Origin of the sequence: Nocardioides asiaticus (assembly GCF_040049175.1) — a bacterium.
Classification (GTDB): Bacteria; Actinomycetota; Actinomycetes; order Propionibacteriales; family Nocardioidaceae; genus Nocardioides; species Nocardioides cheoyonin.
The window spans coordinates 298,342-313,966 of sequence record NZ_JBDZDM010000006.1; the positions used below are offsets into that span (position 1 = coordinate 298,342).

18 protein-coding genes are annotated in these 15,625 nt (G+C 72.5%); 7 read left to right on the top strand and 11 right to left on the bottom strand.

Annotated elements, in window-relative coordinates; all coding sequences use genetic code 11:
• Window positions 1–92 precede the first annotated feature (92 nt).
• Window positions 93–1,070 (top strand): tryptophan--tRNA ligase, encoded by a 978-nt coding sequence (gene trpS, locus ABLE53_RS21570; protein ID WP_348861209.1) that lies wholly within the window; start codon window positions 93–95, stop codon window positions 1,068–1,070.
• Between the two features lie 16 nt (window positions 1,071–1,086).
• On the opposite strand, the gene ABLE53_RS21575 is transcribed toward trpS, so the two are convergent.
• From ABLE53_RS21575 to ABLE53_RS21605, 7 genes are read right to left on the bottom strand one after another with little or no spacing between them, the layout of a single operon-like run.
• On the bottom strand, window positions 1,087–1,821 hold the full coding sequence (locus ABLE53_RS21575; protein ID WP_348861210.1) for a GTP pyrophosphokinase: 735 nt from the start codon (window positions 1,819–1,821) through the stop codon (window positions 1,087–1,089).
• 57 nt (window positions 1,822–1,878) lie between these two features.
• A complete protein-coding gene (locus ABLE53_RS21580) occupies window positions 1,879–2,292 on the bottom strand; it encodes a GNAT family N-acetyltransferase (RefSeq protein ID WP_348861211.1) in 414 nt (137 codons plus the stop codon).
• A 4-nt stretch (window positions 2,293–2,296) separates the two neighbouring features.
• Complete coding sequence (locus ABLE53_RS21585) at window positions 2,297–2,815, bottom strand: hypothetical protein (RefSeq protein WP_348861212.1); 519 nt, start codon at window positions 2,813–2,815, stop codon at window positions 2,297–2,299.
• A 10-nt stretch (window positions 2,816–2,825) separates the two neighbouring features.
• A complete protein-coding gene (locus ABLE53_RS21590; RefSeq protein ID WP_348861213.1) occupies window positions 2,826–3,053 on the bottom strand; it encodes a hypothetical protein in 228 nt (75 codons plus the stop codon).
• Complete coding sequence (locus tag ABLE53_RS21595; RefSeq protein WP_348861214.1) at window positions 3,050–3,787, bottom strand: ABC transporter permease; 738 nt, start codon at window positions 3,785–3,787, stop codon at window positions 3,050–3,052. Before ABLE53_RS21595 ends, ABLE53_RS21590 begins: the two co-directional genes overlap by 4 nt.
• Window positions 3,784–4,494, bottom strand: coding sequence for a heme ABC exporter ATP-binding protein CcmA (gene ccmA, locus ABLE53_RS21600; RefSeq protein ID WP_348861263.1), 711 nt, complete (start codon window positions 4,492–4,494; stop codon window positions 3,784–3,786). Before ccmA ends, ABLE53_RS21595 begins: the two co-directional genes overlap by 4 nt.
• Window positions 4,495–4,542: 48 nt before the next feature.
• Entirely contained in the window at window positions 4,543–5,136 is a 594-nt protein-coding gene (locus tag ABLE53_RS21605) for a TetR/AcrR family transcriptional regulator (RefSeq protein ID WP_348861215.1), read from the bottom strand.
• A gap of 82 nt (window positions 5,137–5,218) precedes the next feature.
• On the opposite strand from ABLE53_RS21605, the gene ABLE53_RS21610 reads away from it, so the two are divergent.
• Window positions 5,219–6,475 (top strand): MFS transporter, encoded by a 1,257-nt coding sequence (locus ABLE53_RS21610; RefSeq protein WP_348861216.1) that lies wholly within the window; start codon window positions 5,219–5,221, stop codon window positions 6,473–6,475.
• On the opposite strand, the gene ABLE53_RS21615 is transcribed toward ABLE53_RS21610, so the two are convergent.
• Window positions 6,462–7,244, bottom strand: a complete 783-nt coding sequence (locus ABLE53_RS21615; RefSeq protein ID WP_348861217.1) for a sugar phosphate isomerase/epimerase family protein — start codon at window positions 7,242–7,244, stop codon at window positions 6,462–6,464. The genes ABLE53_RS21610 and ABLE53_RS21615 overlap by 14 nt on opposite strands.
• Entirely contained in the window at window positions 7,241–8,182 is a 942-nt protein-coding gene (locus ABLE53_RS21620) for a Ppx/GppA family phosphatase (RefSeq protein ID WP_348861218.1), read from the bottom strand. The genes ABLE53_RS21615 and ABLE53_RS21620 overlap by 4 nt, the downstream gene beginning before the upstream one ends.
• Before the next feature lie 64 nt (window positions 8,183–8,246).
• On the opposite strand from ABLE53_RS21620, the gene ABLE53_RS21625 reads away from it, so the two are divergent.
• The 3 genes from ABLE53_RS21625 (at window position 8,247) to ABLE53_RS21635 (ending at window position 10,504) form a co-directional block, all read left to right on the top strand.
• Window positions 8,247–9,008, top strand: coding sequence for a DUF3109 family protein (locus tag ABLE53_RS21625; RefSeq protein WP_348861219.1), 762 nt, complete (start codon window positions 8,247–8,249; stop codon window positions 9,006–9,008).
• A 103-nt stretch (window positions 9,009–9,111) separates the two neighbouring features.
• Window positions 9,112–9,777 (top strand): VOC family protein, encoded by a 666-nt coding sequence (locus tag ABLE53_RS21630; RefSeq protein WP_348861220.1) that lies wholly within the window; start codon window positions 9,112–9,114, stop codon window positions 9,775–9,777.
• A gap of 10 nt (window positions 9,778–9,787) precedes the next feature.
• Window positions 9,788–10,504, top strand: coding sequence for a class I SAM-dependent methyltransferase (locus tag ABLE53_RS21635; protein ID WP_348861221.1), 717 nt, complete (start codon window positions 9,788–9,790; stop codon window positions 10,502–10,504).
• 178 nt (window positions 10,505–10,682) lie between these two features.
• On the opposite strand, the gene ABLE53_RS21640 is transcribed toward ABLE53_RS21635, so the two are convergent.
• Entirely contained in the window at window positions 10,683–11,861 is a 1,179-nt protein-coding gene (locus ABLE53_RS21640) for an NAD(P)/FAD-dependent oxidoreductase (protein ID WP_348861222.1), read from the bottom strand.
• Window positions 11,862–11,889: 28 nt separating this feature from the next.
• Window positions 11,890–12,909 (bottom strand): LacI family DNA-binding transcriptional regulator, encoded by a 1,020-nt coding sequence (locus ABLE53_RS21645; RefSeq protein ID WP_348861264.1) that lies wholly within the window; start codon window positions 12,907–12,909, stop codon window positions 11,890–11,892.
• 108 nt (window positions 12,910–13,017) lie between these two features.
• On the opposite strand from ABLE53_RS21645, the gene radA reads away from it, so the two are divergent.
• Together radA and disA are read left to right on the top strand one after the other, a co-directional pair.
• A complete protein-coding gene (gene radA / locus ABLE53_RS21650; RefSeq protein ID WP_348861223.1) occupies window positions 13,018–14,442 on the top strand; it encodes a DNA repair protein RadA in 1,425 nt (474 codons plus the stop codon).
• Between the two features lie 98 nt (window positions 14,443–14,540).
• Window positions 14,541–15,623 (top strand): DNA integrity scanning diadenylate cyclase DisA, encoded by a 1,083-nt coding sequence (gene disA, locus ABLE53_RS21655; RefSeq protein WP_348861224.1) that lies wholly within the window; start codon window positions 14,541–14,543, stop codon window positions 15,621–15,623.
• Window positions 15,624–15,625: the final 2 nt, after the last annotated feature.

Sequence of the window (15,625 nt, forward strand, 5' to 3'; positions counted from 1 at the left end):
GCATCTGACACCCATCACCAGGCCGCCCACCGGGCGGCCTTCTTCGTGTCTTTCGCGTCGGCCTCCGGTGGGCTCTCACCCCAGGAGGAACCATGATCCGACGACTCTCCCTGCTCACCCCGTCAGGCCGGCTCACCCTCGGCAACCTGCTCGGCGCGCTCCGGCCGATGGCGGAGGGTCAGCACCGTGCCCAGGGTCGGGCAGAGTGCTTCTACGGGCTCTCGGACCTGCACGCGCTCACCACCCCGCACGACCCCGCCGTGCTCCGGGAGCGCGTGCGCGAGATGGCCACGCTCCTGCTCGCGGTCGGGCTCGACGACTCGACGCTCTTCCTGCAGTCCGCCGTGCCGCAGCACCGCGGGCTCGCCTACCTGCTCGAGTGCGTCGCGCACACGGGCGAGCTGAACCGGATGATCCAGTTCAAGGAGAAGGGCCGCGGGGTCGACTCGACCCGGGCCTCTCTCTACACCTACCCGGTCCTGATGGCCGCGGACATCCTGCTCTACCGCGCGCCCGAGATCCCGGTCGGCGAGGACCAGCGGCAGCACGTCGAGCTCGCCCGCGACGTCGCGCTCCGGTTCAACAACACGTACGGCGGTGTCTTCACGGTCCCGCGTGCGGTCCACCCACCGACGGGCGCCCGGGTGATGGACCTCGCCGACCCGACCCGGAAGATGAGCAAGTCGGCCGGCGACGCCCATCCGGGGTCGATCTTCCTGCTCGACCCGCCCGACGTCGTACGCCGCAAGGTCGGCCGCGCGGTCACCGACTCCGACACGGGCCCGGACCCGGTCCGAGCGGACCGCGCGGCGAAGCCCGGCGTCACGAACCTGATCGAGATCCTGGAGGCGTGCGGCGGGTCGGCCGACGGGCTCGCGTCGTACGGCGGGCTCAAGGCGGCCGTCACCGAGGCGGTCGTCGCAGTGCTGGAGCCGATCCAGAAGAGGTACGCCGAGCTGGCGGCTGACCAGGCACACGTCACCAGCGTGTACGCCGCCGGCGCGGCGCGCTGCCAGGAGGTCACCGCCCCGGTGCTGGCGGCTGCCGAGGCGGCGATCGGGCTGGCGTGAGGCCCGGCTCCGACGGTCAGCTCGCGCCGGGCGCGAGGCCCTTCATCCCCGCGCGCAGCCGCGCCATCCGGGCGTCGAGGTCGTGGGCGGTGGCGGCCGCGACCCGGAGCTCGTCGAGCAGGCCGGGCGGCACCTCGCCGTCGTACTTGTAGTAGATCTTGTGCTCCACACTCGCCCAGAAGTCCATCGCGATGGTGCGGATCTGGAGCTCGACCTCGACCTGCTCGGTGCGGTCGGAGAGGTAGACCGGGACCTCGACGATGAGGTGCAGGCTGCGGTAGCCGTTGGGCTTGGGGCGGGCGATGTAGTCCTCGACCTCGACCACCGTCACGTCGGGCTGGCTGGTGAGCATGTCGGCGATCCAGTAGACGTCGGACTCGAACGCGCAGGTCAGGCGTACACCGGCGATGTCGTGGATGCGGGCCTGGATCTCCGCGATCGACGGCGGGCAGCCGATCCGGGTCGCCTTCGCGAAGATGCTCTCCGGCGACTTGAGCCGGGTGCGGACGTGCTCGATCGGGCTGTGGTCGTGGGTCTGCTCGAACTCCTCGCGGAGGATCGAGATCTTCGTCGTCAGCTCGTCGATGGCGAACTTGTAGCGCAGCCGGAAGCGGGTGAACTCGCGCTGCAGCTCACGCAGCCGCGCCGCCGCGGTCTCCTCGTCCTGGTCGGCGAAGTCGGGGTGCTCGAGATGGTTGAGGATCCGCTCCAGCACGACGGCTGACTGGGCACGTGACTGCTGCTCGACCACCGGGAACTCCTTCGACCACGGACGCCGTCAAGAGTGCCTCATCGGTCCAACCGGTCCTCAGTCCGGCTGCTCCCAGCGCGGGTAGATCCGGTAGCCGGGCTTGGTCTGGTGGGGCATGGCCTCGTAGAACGCCTGGGCGTCGTCGGTGAGCAGGTCCATCCGCTGGGTGCCGGTGGCGTCGTAGATCGCCTCGACGAGCCGGCGGGCGATGCCGCGGCGGCGGTACGCCGGGGTCACGGCCAGCTGCGCCAGGTAGGACTGCAGCGCGCCGTCGCCCATGCCGTAGCCGAAGCCGACGACGGCGCTCCCGTCGACGGCGATGCGGGCCACCACGCCGGGCCCGGATAGGACCCGGCGGCAGAGGTCGGGGTCGGTCAGCGACGGCCAGCCGAGGGCGGCGCAGAGCGCGCCGACGCCGGCGGTGTGGACCGAGTAGGGCAGGGGGTCGTACGGCAGGATCTCGACGGGCACCCGCTCATCCTGCAGCAGCGTCCGGCCCTCGGTCGCGCACCCTCCGCACGTGCTCGAGCGACTCCCGCAGCTCGGCGAGCCAGTCCTCGCTGTGCTGCTGCACGAGCCTCACGCACCAGCCGAGCGCATCGCTGCGGCTGCGCGCGACGCCGGACTCGACGAGCAGGTCGAGAACCTGCCGCTCCGGCTGCCGCAGCCGCGTCATCACGGGCGCGGAGACGTTGGTGAACAGCGCGCGTACGCCGCCGCACTCGACGCCCCACGACACCTTGCGGCCGTAGCGCCGCTCCGCCTCGCGTGCGACGGCCATCCGGTCCTCCCGGGTGCGCTCGCGGAACTCCGCGATCCGCCCCTCGATCGTCGCGCGCCTGACCTCGTCGGTCTCGTCCTCGGCCGTCGCGGGCTCGTCGATCCGCCCGACGACGGTGATCTCCTCGCGGTCGACGACCACGTCGACCAGCTCCTCGAACAGTCCTTCCGGGAGCCGGCCGGCGAACCAGCCCCGGACTTCGTCTGTAGTCATGTAAGCATGATTACTCGCTTGCAGGCAGCGGGCAAGCGTCCTCCGCCAGCCGCTTCAGCGTGAGCAGCTCCTTGCGCATCATCACCAGGTCTGGGCGGGCCGGGGCGGGATGGTCGGGCGGCGCCACGGACACGGCGCGGGTCAACCGCCGAACCGGAGCCGGGAGCAGGTTGTCGGCCGGGTAGCCACGCCTCGCCTCCGCCTCCGTCGCGCCCCAGGCGTCGAGCAACCCCGTCACGGCGTACGCCGCCGGAGCGTCGCGGCTCCGAGCGCGAGCCCCGCGACGACGTACGCGACGACGACTACGAGGTCGACCCACACCGAGCCGGACGTGGTGGCGCCGCTGGTCAGGTGCTTCATCGCGTCGACGGCGTACGACAGCGGGAGGACGTCGCTGATCGCGTGCAGCACGTCGGGCAGGTCGTCGCGGGAGACGAAGAGGCCGCAGAGCAGGATCTGGGGTACGACGAGGGCGGGCATGAACTGGACCGCCTGGAACTCGGTGTTGGCGAACGCGCTCACGAAGAGGCCCAAGGCGCAGCCGAGCACGGCGTCGGCGACCGCGACGAGGAGGAGCTGCGCCACGGAGGTGACGTCGAGCCCGAGGAGGCCGACGCTGACGCCGACCGCCACCAGCGACTGGACCGCCGCGACCAGGCCGAAGGCCAGTCCGTAGCCGAGCAGGAAGTCGAGCTTCGCGAGCGGCATCGCGAGCAGCCGCTCGAGCGTGCCCGACGAGCGCTCGCGCAGCGTCGTGACGCTGGTGACCAGGAACATCACGACGAACGGGAAGATCGCCAGGAGCGCCGGGCCGATCCGGTCGAAGAGCGAGACCGGCGAGGAGCGGTACATCCACCACAGCAGCACCATCAGCAGGCACGGGACGAGCAGCAGCATCGCCAGGGTCCGCGGGTCGCGCCGGACCTGGTTGAGGACCCGCGCGGTCACGGCGAGCGTACGCCGGGCGCTCATGCGGCGTCCTTCACCAGCGCGAGGAACGCATGCTCGATGTCGTCGGTGCCGGCCTTCTCCTTGATCCCCTCGGGCGTACCGTCGGCGAGGAAGCGTCCGTCGCGCATGAGCAGCAGCCGGTCGCACCGCTCGGCCTCGTCCATCACGTGGCTCGAGACGACCACCGTGGTCCCGCCGTCGGCGAGGCCGCGGAACGTCGTCCACAGCTGCTCGCGCAGCACCGGGTCGAGGCCGACGGTCGGCTCGTCGAGGACCAGCAGGTCCGGCCCGCCGAGGAGCGCCACCGCGAGGCTGACCCGGTTGCGCTGGCCGCCCGAGAGGTCGCGTACGACACGGTCGGCGTGGTCGCTCAGATCCACCGTCTCGAGCGCGGCGGTGACGGCGCCGCGCCCGACCCCGAGGACGCGGGCGAAGAAGCGGAGGTTCTCCGTCGCGGTGAGGTCGAGGTAGACGGCGTCATCCTGGGTCACGTAGCCGATCCGGCGGCGCAGCTCCCTGTCCCCCGCAGGCCGGCCGAGCACCTCGAGCCGGCCGGTCGTGTGCGCCTGCACGCCGACCAGCGTGCGCATCAGCGTCGTCTTGCCGCACCCGCTGGGACCGAGCAGCCCGGTCACCTCACCGGCAGGCACGGTGAAGTCGAGCCCGTGCAGGATCTCCCGGCGTCCGCGTACGACGGTCAGGCGCTCCGCCTCGACGACATTTTTCATCACCTGCTGAATTTCTCACTCGGAGGCCCCGTCCCGCAAGCCCCTCGATCAGGGGAGCGGATCGGAGAGGTAGCCCTGGACGACCGGCGCGTACGTCGCGACCAGCTCCTCCACCGGCGCCGACGCCAGCGGCTCGACCCGGATCACGTAGCGGAACAGCACGAGGCCGAAGAGCTGCGACGCGGTCAGCGCCATCCGGAGCTCGGCCCGGTCGACGCCGAGCCCCGCCCCGAGAGGCTCGAGCACCATCCGGACGAAGCCGTCGCGGACCAGCCGGTCGCCGCCGGGCTCGACGGCACCGCGCAGCAGGGCCAGCAGCGGCAGCCGGGTCTCCTCGTCGTCCCACACGTCGAGGAAGGTTCGCACCAGCCGCTCCCCCGCGCCCTCGATCCCGCCGGCCAACAGCTGCGGGACGACCTCGCGCGGGTCGACGCGCAGCTCGAGGGCGGCGATGAAGAGGTCCTCCTTCGCCCCGAAGTAGTGATGCACCAGCGCAGAGTCGACGCCCGCGGCGGCCGCCACGCCGCGCACCGACGTGCCGGCGTACCCCTGCCGCGCGAAGCGCTCCCGCGCCGCGGCGAGGATCGCCGCGCGGGTGTCGGGCGACCCCGGCCTGCGGCCGCGGCGGGGCGTGGTCGTCATGGTCGCGAGCGTAGTCGCGCGGGCGTGGCTGATATCTCACAATCCCGTGGCTCGACGGAGTCCCGGACCTAGCGTGGAGACGATGTCCGCCCCCACGACCCACCCGAACGAGGCGGACACGCGCACCTGGACCGGCCACCGCCGCGGAAGCCGCGGCTACCGGCGCATCCTCGTCGCCCTGGGCGCCGCCGGGGTCGCGACGTTCGCGCAGCTCTACTCGACCCAGGGCATCCTCCCGGTCGTCGGGCACAGCCTCCACGTCGACGCCGCGCAGGCGGCCCTGACGGTCTCGGTGGCGACGCTCGGACTGGCGGCCTCGGTGCTCGCCTGGTCGTGGGTCGCCGACCGGATCGGGCGGGCGCCCGCGATGAAGGCGGCCCTGGTCGCCGCGGCGGTCCTCGGGCTGCTCACACCGCTCGCGCCGTCGTACGCCGTCCTGCTGGGGCTGCGCGCGCTCGAGGGGATCGCTCTCGGCGGCGTGCCTGCGCTGGCGGTGGCGTACCTCTCCGAGGAGGTGCACCGCTCGCAGGCGGCGGTGGCGGCGGGCACCTACATCTCCGGTACGACGATCGGCGGCCTGCTCGGCCGCGTGGTGTCGGGGCCCTTCGCGGAGCTCGGCGGGTGGCGGCTCGGCGTGGCCGCGGTCGGCGTCCTGTCCGCTTCCGCGACGGTCGCGTTCGTCCTGCTCGTCCCTCGCGCCCGCGGTTTCAGCCGGCCGGCCGGCAGGCCCGAGGTGGGCGTGGTCCGCGGCATCGCGCTCAACCTGCGCGACCCGCGGATGCTGGTGCTCTACGCGCAGGCGTTCCTGTTGATGGGCGGCTTCGTCGCGATCTACAACTACCTCGGCTACCGACTCGAGCGGGCGCCCTTCGGCCTGCCCGTGGTGGTCTCCTCGCTCCTCTTCTTCGCCTACCTGGCCGGGACCGTCTCGTCGCGGGTGGCCGGCGGCCTCGCGGCCCGGCACGGGCGGCGCCGGGTGATGCTCTGCTCCACCGCGGTCATGATCGCCGGGGTCGCCCTCACGCTGCCCGACTGGCTGCCGACGGTCCTGGTCGGCCTGGTGGTGATGACCGCCGGGTTCTTCGGCGCCCACTCCACGGCCTCGGGCTGGGTCGGGCACCGCGCATCGGTGGGCCGCGCGCAGGCCACGTCGCTCTACAACCTCTTCTACTACGCCGGCTCGAGCCTGTTCGGCTGGCTCGGCGGCTACGCGTTCCTCGCCGGCTGGTGGGGTACGGCGGGCATGGTGCTGCTCCTCGCCGCGACCGCGCTGCTCTGGGCGGCGGCCGCGGCGCACCCCGAGGGCGACAGCGTCCGGGAGCCGGTCACCCGGCCGTGAAGTGCTCCCGCGCGAAGTCGAGCGCCTCGCGCAGCTCGGCCTCGCGGGTGGGGCCGGGCGAGGCCTTGCGGGTATTGATCTCCAGGATGATCTCGCCGTCGAACCCGGAGCCCGCGAGGTGACGCAGGAACTTGTCGGCGCCCATCGCCCCGCGGCCCGGCACGAGGTGCTCGTCCTTCGCGCTGCCGGTGCCGTCGGTGAGGTGGATGTGGCGCAGCCGCGACCCGAGCCGCTCGGCCATGGCGATCACGTCGGCGTGGGCGATCGCCGCGTGGGACAGGTCGATCGTGGTGTTGGCGTAGTACTCGGTGGAGGGGTCCCAGTGCGGCAGGTACATCTGCATGCCCCGCCGCCCCGAGGCGCGCCAGGGGTACATGTTCTCGACGGCGTACGCCAGCCCGGTGTCGGCCTCCAGCTTCGCGATCCCCTCGACGAAGCCGGCGGCGTACTCCTTCTGCCAGCGGAACGGCGGGTGCACGACGACCACCTCCGCGCCGACGGCGTGGGCCATGTCCGCGGACCGCTCCAGCTTGCCCCACGGGTCGGTGCCCCAGACCCGCTGGGTGAACAGCAGGCAGGGCGCGTGGATCGCCGAGACCGGCAGCTCATGGTGCTCGGAGAGCTGCTTGACGGCGGCGGTCTGCTGCGACAGCGAGTCGATGCCGACCATGATCTCGACGGAGTCGTAGCCGACCGCCTTCGCGTAGCCGAACGCGTGCGCGGTCGACTCCGGGTAGACCGACGAGGTGGACAGGCCGACTCTGGTCACTGGGCGTCCCCGAGGACGGAGAGGTGGTCGAGACGCTCGAGGATCAGCCCCTCCCGCAGTGCCCAGGGGCAGACCTCGAGGGCGTCGAGGTCGAAGAGGTCCATGCAGGCCTCGGCGACGAGCGCGCCGGGCACGATCTGGTGGGCGCGGTCGGAGCTCACCCCGGGCAGCCCGGCGAGCTCCTCGAGGGTCATGCCGACCAGCTTGGGGACCCAGCGGCGCAGCTCGCCGAGCGGCAGCTGGCGCGGCGCCCGGATGCCCTCGCTGCTCGGCGCGGCACCGCAGATGCGGGCGAGCGAGCGGAACGTCTTGGAGGTCGCGACCGCCTTGTCGGGCTGACCGGTCCGGATCAGCTGGCCGGCGTCGCGGGCGATCGTCGTACGGATCGTACGGCGCAGCTCGCGCAGCTCCTCCTCGCTCGGCGCGTGCCCGAAGTAGGTGGTCGCGAGGCGGGCCGCGCCGAGCGGCAGCGACCACGCGACGTCGGGCGCCTGGTCGGCGCCGCCGGCGATCTCGAGCGACCCGCCGCCGATGTCGAAGACCGCCAGCCGGCCGGCCGACCACCCGAACCAGCGGCGTACGGCGAGGAAGGTCAGCCGGGCCTCGTCCTCCCCGGGCAGCACCTCGATCTCGACCCCGGTGCGCTCATGGACATGGTCGAGCACCTCCTGGGCGTTGACGGCGTCGCGCACCGCCGAGGTCGCGAACGCGAGGATCTCCGAGCAGCCCTTGTCCTCGGCGACCTCCACCGCCTCGCGGGTGAACCGGGTGAGCGCCTCGATCCCCTTCTTGGTGACCGCGCCGTGCTCGTCGAGGTGCTCGGCGAGCCGCAGCCGCTCCTTGTGGGAGTACGCCGGCAGCGGCGCCGCGCCACCGTGGGCGTCGACGACGAGCAGGTGCCCCGTGTTGGAGCCGATGTCGAGCACGCCCAGCCGCATGGGACCAACGCTACCTGCGTCGGCCTGCGCGCCGGCGGTGACACCGCGCACGTAGGCTTGCCCGGTGCCCGAGGTGGACCTTGACTTCCCGCGCGCGTGGGTGGAGTTCGTCAACCCTGCGGACCGCGACGAGGTGCTGCGCTGCGACCTCACCTGGCTGACCTCGTCGTGGACCTGCATCTTCGGCGGCGGCTGCCCGGGGATCTACGCGACGGCGCCCGACGTCGGCTGCTGCACCCTCGGCGCCCACTTCGCCGACAAGGAGGACGAGAGGCGGGTCGCCTCGTACGTCGGCCGGCTCGACCCGTCCACCTGGCAGCTGCACCCCGGACGGCGCGCGAAGACGTCGGACTGGGTGGAGAAGGACGCCGATGGCGAGCGCAAGACGAGGGTCGTCGAGGTCGACGGCCAGGAGGCCTGTGTCTTCCACAACCGCCCTGGCTTCCCCGGCGGCGCGGGCTGCGCGCTGCACATCCTCGCGCTGCGCGAGGGGATGGAGCCGCTGCAGACCAAGCCGGACGTGTGCTGGCAGCTGCCGATCCGGCGTACGTTCCGCGACGTCGAGCGCCCCGACGGCACGACGTACCTCGAGGTGACGATCGGTGAGTACGACCGCCGCGGATGGGGCCCGGGGGGCCACGACCTCGACTGGTACTGCTCCGGCAACACCGAGGCCCACATCGCGCCCGAGCCGGTCTTCGTGACCTGTGAGGCCGAGCTCACCGAGCTGATGGGCAAGGAGGCGTACGCCGAGCTGGCGCGCCACTGCGAGGCCCACATCCGGTCGCGCTCGATGCTCGCGCTGCACCCCGCCGACCCGCGCTGACCAGCGCGCGCCCGCCGGCCGGCGGCCCCCTCGAGACGTCTCGACGTCAAGAGACAACGACCCCGGTTTCGCGTCGCTCTCAGGCAGCGCTCAGAATCTCTGCATGCGCCTGGACCACGTTTCGTACGCCGCAGGAGCCGATGGGCTGGTGGGGACCGCCAAGCGCATCGGCGAGCTCCTGGGGCAGGACTTCGTCGACGGTGGGGTCCATCCCCGCTTCGGCACCCGCAACTACACGCTGCCGCTCCGCGGTGGGCTCTACCTCGAGGTCGTCGAGGCTCTCGAGCACCCTGCGTCCGACAAGGCACCGTTCGGCCAGGCCGTGAAGGCCCGCTCCGCGCTCGGCGGCGGCTGGATCGGCTTCGTCGTCGGCGCCGACGACGAGGACCTGCCGGTCATCGAGAAGCGGCTCGGCCGCCCGTGGGTGCCCGGCAACCGGCACCTCCCCGACGGCACCGAGCTGCACTGGCACCAGATCGGCATCAACGGCCTCATCGCCGACCCGCAGCTGCCGTACTTCATCCACTGGGAGATGGACCCGAAGCTCCACCCGGGCAACGCCGGCTCCGACATCACGCTGACCTGCCTGGAGATCTCCGGCGACCCGCAGCGGGTGCAGGACTACCTCGGCGAGGACCTCGACGAGCGGGTCGACCCGTGGACCGGCAAGCCGGCCGAGAACGTCGAGATCCGCTGGGTCGCCGAGCACGGCACCCCTGGTCTCCTCGCGGCCAACTTCATGACGCCGCACGGCGAGGTCCGCATCTGAGCCGGCGGCAGTGAGCAGGGCGGACCTCCCGGGCGCCGCGGGCGCGATCCCGTCGCCCAACATCTGGCACCACACCGCCACCTACGAGGTGGAGAACCGCGCGGTCGACCCGCACGGCCGGCTCTGGGCGGCCATGCAGGAGGTCTCCGGCGGCTGGGCCGGGCGCGACGTGCTCGACCTCGGCTGCGGGTCCGGCTTCCACCTGCCGCGCTTCGCGGATCGGGCGCGCACCGTCACCGGCGTCGAGCCGCATCCCGAGCTGTGCACGCTCGCCCGGCGGCGTACGCGACGTCTTCCCCAGGTCACGGTGCTCGAGGGGGTCGCCCAGGCGCTCCCCCTCCCCCCGGCGTCGGTCGACGTGGTGCACGCCCGCTGGGCCTACTTCTTCGGTCCCGGCTGCGAGCCCGGCCTGCGCGAGCTGGACCGGGTCGTACGCCGCGGCGGCGTCGCGATGGTCATCGACAACGACGGCAGCCGGTCGACGTTCGGCGGGTGGTTCCGGCGCGGCTATCCCCGTCTCCCGTCGCCCGAGGAGATCGAGCGGTTCTGGTCCGTGCACGGCTGGACCCGGGTCGCGGTCGACATGGACGCCTCGTTCGAGTCGCGCGCGGACCTCGAGGCGGTCGTCCGGATCGAGTTCGACGAGAGGACCGCCGACGCGGTCCTCGCCGGGCACGAGGGGACCTACGTCGACTACGCGGTCAACCTCTGGTGGCGCCGCTTCTGAACGCTATTCGCGGATGCCCTGCGGCGGTGGTTGAGCAACCGAAGTCGACCGGGCGCCGGTTGCTCAGCCACCGCTCCGTTCAGCGACGCTCCGGTCAGCGGTGCGTAAAGAACCGAATCCGGGATCCGATCGGTTGCTGAGCCACCGCTGATGGGCCGCAGGGCAACCGATCGACCGGCTAGCGCAGGTCGGTGAGCTCGTCGGGGTCGGGGCTCGTGCCGACGATCTCGCGGAGCTTGTCGTTGACGTCCCAGATGCCGACGTTCATCCCGGCCGTCACGATGCCCTCCCGCAGCCAGTAGGCGATGAACTCGTTGCCGCCCTGGTCGCCGCGGACGACGACGTCGTCCGCGGCCGAGCCGCGGCCGACGTACTCCATGGAGAACTCGAACTGGTCGGTGTAGAAGTACGGCAGCCAGTCGTAGACGTCGTCCTTGCCCCCATCCGGTCCGGCCAGCATCGCCTTCGCGGCGAGCTGCCCCTGCCGGATGGCGTTGTCCCAGTGCTCGACGCGCAGCGGGCCGAGGAGCGTGCTGGTGGCGAGGGCGACGTCGCCGGCGGCGTAGATCTGCGGGTCGGAGGTACGGAGGTGCTCGTCGACCTCGATGCCGTTCGAGACGACGAGGCCGGCGCCCTGGGCGAGAGTGGTCTCCGGGACGGCGCCGATGGCGACCACGACGACGTCGGCGGCGACCTTGCCGTCGCCGGTGATCACGCCGTCGGGCTCGATCGCCTCGACCTTGACGCCGGTGCGGATCTCGACGCCGTGCTGGATGTGCAGGTCGACGAGGTAGCGCGCGATGTCCGGGCCGAGGACGTTGTAGAGCGGCAGCCCGGCCGCCTCGAGCACGACCGCCTGGGCGTCGTGGGCCCGCGCCGCCGCGGCGACCTCGAGGCCGATCCAGCCGCCGCCGACCAGGACGACACGTGCGCCCGGCGTCAACGCCGCCTTGAGGCGGCGGGCGTCGGCGACGGTGCGCAGGAAGTACGCCGAGTCGATGCCTGGCAGGTCGGGCACGCGCGGGGTGGCGCCGGTGGCGAGCAGGAGCGCGTCGTAGGGCAGGGTCTCGCCGCTGTCGAGCGTGACGGTGCGTGCCTCGCGGTCCAGCGCGGTGGCGGTGACGCCGGTGAGGAGGCGTACGTCGCGCTCGGCGTACCACTCCGCCTCGTGGACGAGCCCGAACTCGGAGTCGCCCAGGAGGTACTCCTTGGACAGCTGTGGTCGCTCGTACGGCGGCTCGGGCTCACTGCCCACGACGGTCAGCGACCCGGCGTACCCCTCCTCCCGCAGCGTCTCGACTGCGTTGGCGGCCGCGAGGCCGGCCCCGATCACGACGATGCTCGCAGGAGTAGCCATGCCCCCATCCTGTCGGGCCGGGGCAAGGTCAGGAAGAGCCGCGGACGACGAGGGCGGGTTTGAGCATGACCCCGGGTCCGACGTACGGCGGCGTGCCGAGCAGGCCCTCGAGGGCCTTGACCAGCTCGCCGGCCGCTTCCTCGAGCGGCTGGCGGACCGAGGTGAGGCCGGGCGGAACGGTCTGGGCGACCAGCGAGTCGTCGAACCCGACCACGGCGATGTCCTGACCGGGACGCAGGCCACGCTCGAAGAGGGTGTGGAAGACCCCCATCGCCAGGGTGTCGGACGCGCAGACGAACGCGCTCGGTCGGGCCTCGTCGAGCAGCGCGGCGGCGGCCATCCTGCCGGAGTTGACGGTGTCCTCGACGCGGGAGGCGAGGCCGGTGGTGCTGAGGTCACGGGAGCGCATCGCGTGGCTCCAGCCCGAACGGCGCTCCTCGCCTAACAGCGAGTCCTTGCGCCAGCCGATCCAGGCGATCCGGGTGTGCCCCTTGTCGATGAGGTGCGTGGTGGCGAGCTCGGAGCCGTAGGCGCTGTCGATGTCGACCCACGGATGGCGTGCGTCGGGATAGCCCCACGGGCGGCCGAACGCCACGAACTGGGCGCGTCGCGACTGCAGCCACGCGATCTGCGGGTTGCCGAGGTAGGTGTCGGTGACGACGAACGCGTCGACGGCGGTGGAGCGGAGCAGGTCGTCGTAGCCGCCGACCGGGTCCTCGTTGTCGGTGCTGAACAGCAGCACGTGGTAGCCGGCCTCGCCGGCAGTCTCCACGAGCGAGTGGACGAACCGGTCCATCATCGCGTTGGCGGTGCCCTCCTGGACCGGCTGGAGCCGCAGTCCGATCAGGTGGGAGGCGCGGGTGCGCAGGCTGCGGGCCGCGCGGTTCGGCTGGTAGCCGAGCTGCTCGATCGCCGCCTGGACGCGGGCGAGGGTGTCGGCGCGGAGGAGGTCGGGGTTGTTGACGGCGTTGGAGACGGTCTGGCGCGAGACCCCGGCGAGCTCGGCGACGTCGGCCAGGGTCGGCGGCGCTGCCATCCGGCCGGTCATCCGCGACACCGTCGGCTCCCTCCGTCACCCGACACGTCCACCTTGAACGTTCCAAAGCATATCGGCGCCTCCGCCGCACTGTCGGTGCCCTCCCCTAACGTTCCGGACATGGCCTCAGCACGCTCTGCCCCCAAGCCCCCGCGCCCCACCTACCGCTGCTCCGAGTGCGGGTGGGAGACGGTCAAGTGGGTCGGCCGCTGCGGCGAGTGCCAGGCGTGGGGGTCGGTGGCCGAGGCGGCAGCGCCCGTGGGGCGTACGCCGGCGGCGCCGGTCTCCTCCGCGGCGGTGCCGATCGGCGAGGTGTCGGTGACCGAGGCCGGCTTCCGGTCCAGCGGCGTGCCCGAGCTCGACCGCGTCCTCGGCGGCGGGCTGGTCCCCGGCGCGGCGATCCTGCTCGCCGGGGAGCCCGGGGTCGGCAAGTCCACGCTGCTGCTCGAGGTGGCCGCCCAGACGGCACGCTACGGTCGGCGCACGCTCTACGTCACCGGCGAGGAGTCCGCGTCGCAGGTGCGGCTGCGGGCCGACCGCACCGGGGCGATCCAGTCGGAGCTCTTCCTCGCTGCCGAGACCGACCTCGGCGCGGTGCTCACCCACATCGAGGAGACCCGGCCGGAGCTGCTGGTCGTGGACTCGGTGCAGACGATCGGAGCCGCTGGGGTCGAGGGGGTGCCGGGCGGGGTCACCCAGGTGCGCGAGGTGGCCGCCGCGCTGATCCGGGTCGCCAAGACGCGCAACATCACGACGATGATCGTCGGCCACGTGACCAAGGACGGCTCGATCGCCGGCCCGCGGGTGCTCGAGCACCTCGTCGACGTCGTGCTCCACTTCGAGGGCGACCGGGAGTCGCGGTTCCGGATGGTGCGGGCGATGAAGAACCGCTTCGGCCCGATCGACGAGGTCGGCTGCTTCGACCTCTCCTCCGAGGGCATCGTCGCGGTGACCGACCCGTCCGGGCTCTTCGTCGGGACGCACCACGTCACCGTGCCCGGCACCTGCGTGGCGGTGACGATGGAGGGCCGGCGGCCGCTGCTGGCGGAGGTGCAGGCGCTGACGACACCGACGTCCCAGGAGCGCGCCCGGCGTACGACGTCGGGGCTGGACGGCGCCCGGCTGGCGATGATCCTCGCGGTCCTGCAGCGCCACGCCCGGATGCCGCTGCACAGCCGCGACGTCTTCGCCTCGACCGTCGGCGGCGCCCGGCTGATGGATCCCGCCGCCGACCTGGCGGTCGCGGTGGCGATCGCGAGCTCCAACTGCGGAGCCCCGACGCCGCGCGGCGTGGTGGCGCTGGGCGAGATCGGCCTGGCCGGGGAGCTGCGCCGTGTCCGCGACCTCGAGAAGCGCCTCGCCGAGGCCGCGCGGCTCGGCTTCACCGTCGCCGTCGTGCCGGCCGAGCCGGGGCCGGTGCCGTCGGTGCCGCGCGAACGCAACCTCGACGGGATGCGGGTCTTCGAGCTCCACGACGTCTACGGCGCGATCGAGTTCCTGAGGTTGTCCCAGCGCACCCGGATGGAGGGCGGCTACGACGACTGACCACACGGCAGAGCGCCCGCGATGACGCGTGGACGCGGCCCCGCCCGGATAGACTCGGCGCACACCAGCACAAGGGACGTGTCGATGAGAGGAGCGCAGTGGCCACCGAACGATCGTCGGAGACGCTGCGCCTGCGCGAGACGCTCGCGCTGATCGCGCCCGGGACGCCCCTGCGCGACGGTCTCGAGCGGATCCTGCGCGGCCGCACCGGCGCGCTCATCGTCCTCGGTCACGACCGCGTGGTCGACGCGCTCTCGACGGGCGGCTTCGACCTCGACGTGCCGTTCACCTCCACCGGCCTGCGCGAGCTCGCCAAGATGGACGGCGCGATCATCGTCGACGCCGGCATCACCCGGATCATCCGCGCCGCGGTCCACCTGATGCCCGACCACACCATCCCGTCGGAGGAGACCGGCACCCGCCACCGCACCGCCGACCGGGTGGCGCGCCAGACCGGCTACCCCGTCATCTCGGTCTCCCAGTCGATGCAGATCATCGCGGCCTACGTCGGCGAGACCCGGCACGTCCTCGAGGACTCGGGCCAGATCCTCACCAGGGCCAACCAGGCGCTGGCGACGCTGGAGCGCTACAAGCTGCGCCTCGACGAGGTCGCCTCGACGCTGTCGGCCCTCGAGATCGAGGACCTCGTCACCGTCCGCGACGTGGCGGTCGTCGCGCAGCGACTCGAGATGGTCACCCGCATCGCGCGCGAGATCGAGGACTACGTGCTCGAGCTCGGCACCGACGGGCGGCTGCTGTCGCTCCAGCTCGAGGAGCTCATCACCGGCGTCGACGCCGAGCGCGAGCTGGTGATCCGCGACTACCTCCCGCGCGGACGGCGCGCCCGGAGCCCCGAGGAGCTGCTCCTGCAGCTGGAGAGCCTGTCGTCCACCGAGCTCGTCGACCCGGCGTCCACCGCCCGCGTGCTCGGCCTCTCGAGCGGCGACGCGCTCGACGGCGCTGTGGCGCCCCGCGGCTACCGGCTGCTCGCGAAGGTCCCGCGGCTGCCCAGCGCCGTCGTCGACCGGCTGGTCGACCACTTCGGCACGTTGCAGAAGCTCCTCTCCGCCAGCGTCGACGACCTGCAGGCCGTCGAGGGCGTCGGCGAGCTGCGCGCCCGCTCCGTGCGCGAGGGGCTCTCCCGGCTCGCCGAGTCGACGATCCTCGAGCGCTACGTCTGATC

Bases quoted from the DNA above. Each gene is read 5' to 3' on its own strand.
- ABLE53_RS21630 (WP_348861220.1), top strand. From the start codon at position 9,112: ATGCGCCTGGACCACGTTTCGTACGCCGCAGGAGCCGATGGGCTGGTG.
- radA (WP_348861223.1), top strand. From the start codon at position 13,018: ATGGCCTCAGCACGCTCTGCCCCCAAGCCCCCGCGCCCCACCTACCGC.
- ABLE53_RS21610 (WP_348861216.1), top strand. From the start codon at position 5,219: ATGTCCGCCCCCACGACCCACCCGAACGAGGCGGACACGCGCACCTGG.
- trpS (WP_348861209.1), top strand. From the start codon at position 93: ATGATCCGACGACTCTCCCTGCTCACCCCGTCAGGCCGGCTCACCCTC.
- ABLE53_RS21645 (WP_348861264.1), bottom strand. From the start codon at position 12,909: ATGACCGGCCGGATGGCAGCGCCGCCGACCCTGGCCGACGTCGCCGAG.
- ABLE53_RS21585 (WP_348861212.1), bottom strand. From the start codon at position 2,815: ATGACTACAGACGAAGTCCGGGGCTGGTTCGCCGGCCGGCTCCCGGAA.
- ABLE53_RS21595 (WP_348861214.1), bottom strand. From the start codon at position 3,787: ATGAGCGCCCGGCGTACGCTCGCCGTGACCGCGCGGGTCCTCAACCAG.
- ABLE53_RS21640 (WP_348861222.1), bottom strand. From the start codon at position 11,861: ATGGCTACTCCTGCGAGCATCGTCGTGATCGGGGCCGGCCTCGCGGCC.
- ccmA (WP_348861263.1), bottom strand. From the start codon at position 4,494: ATGAAAAATGTCGTCGAGGCGGAGCGCCTGACCGTCGTACGCGGACGC.
- ABLE53_RS21605 (WP_348861215.1), bottom strand. From the start codon at position 5,136: ATGACGACCACGCCCCGCCGCGGCCGCAGGCCGGGGTCGCCCGACACC.
- ABLE53_RS21620 (WP_348861218.1), bottom strand. From the start codon at position 8,182: ATGCGGCTGGGCGTGCTCGACATCGGCTCCAACACGGGGCACCTGCTC.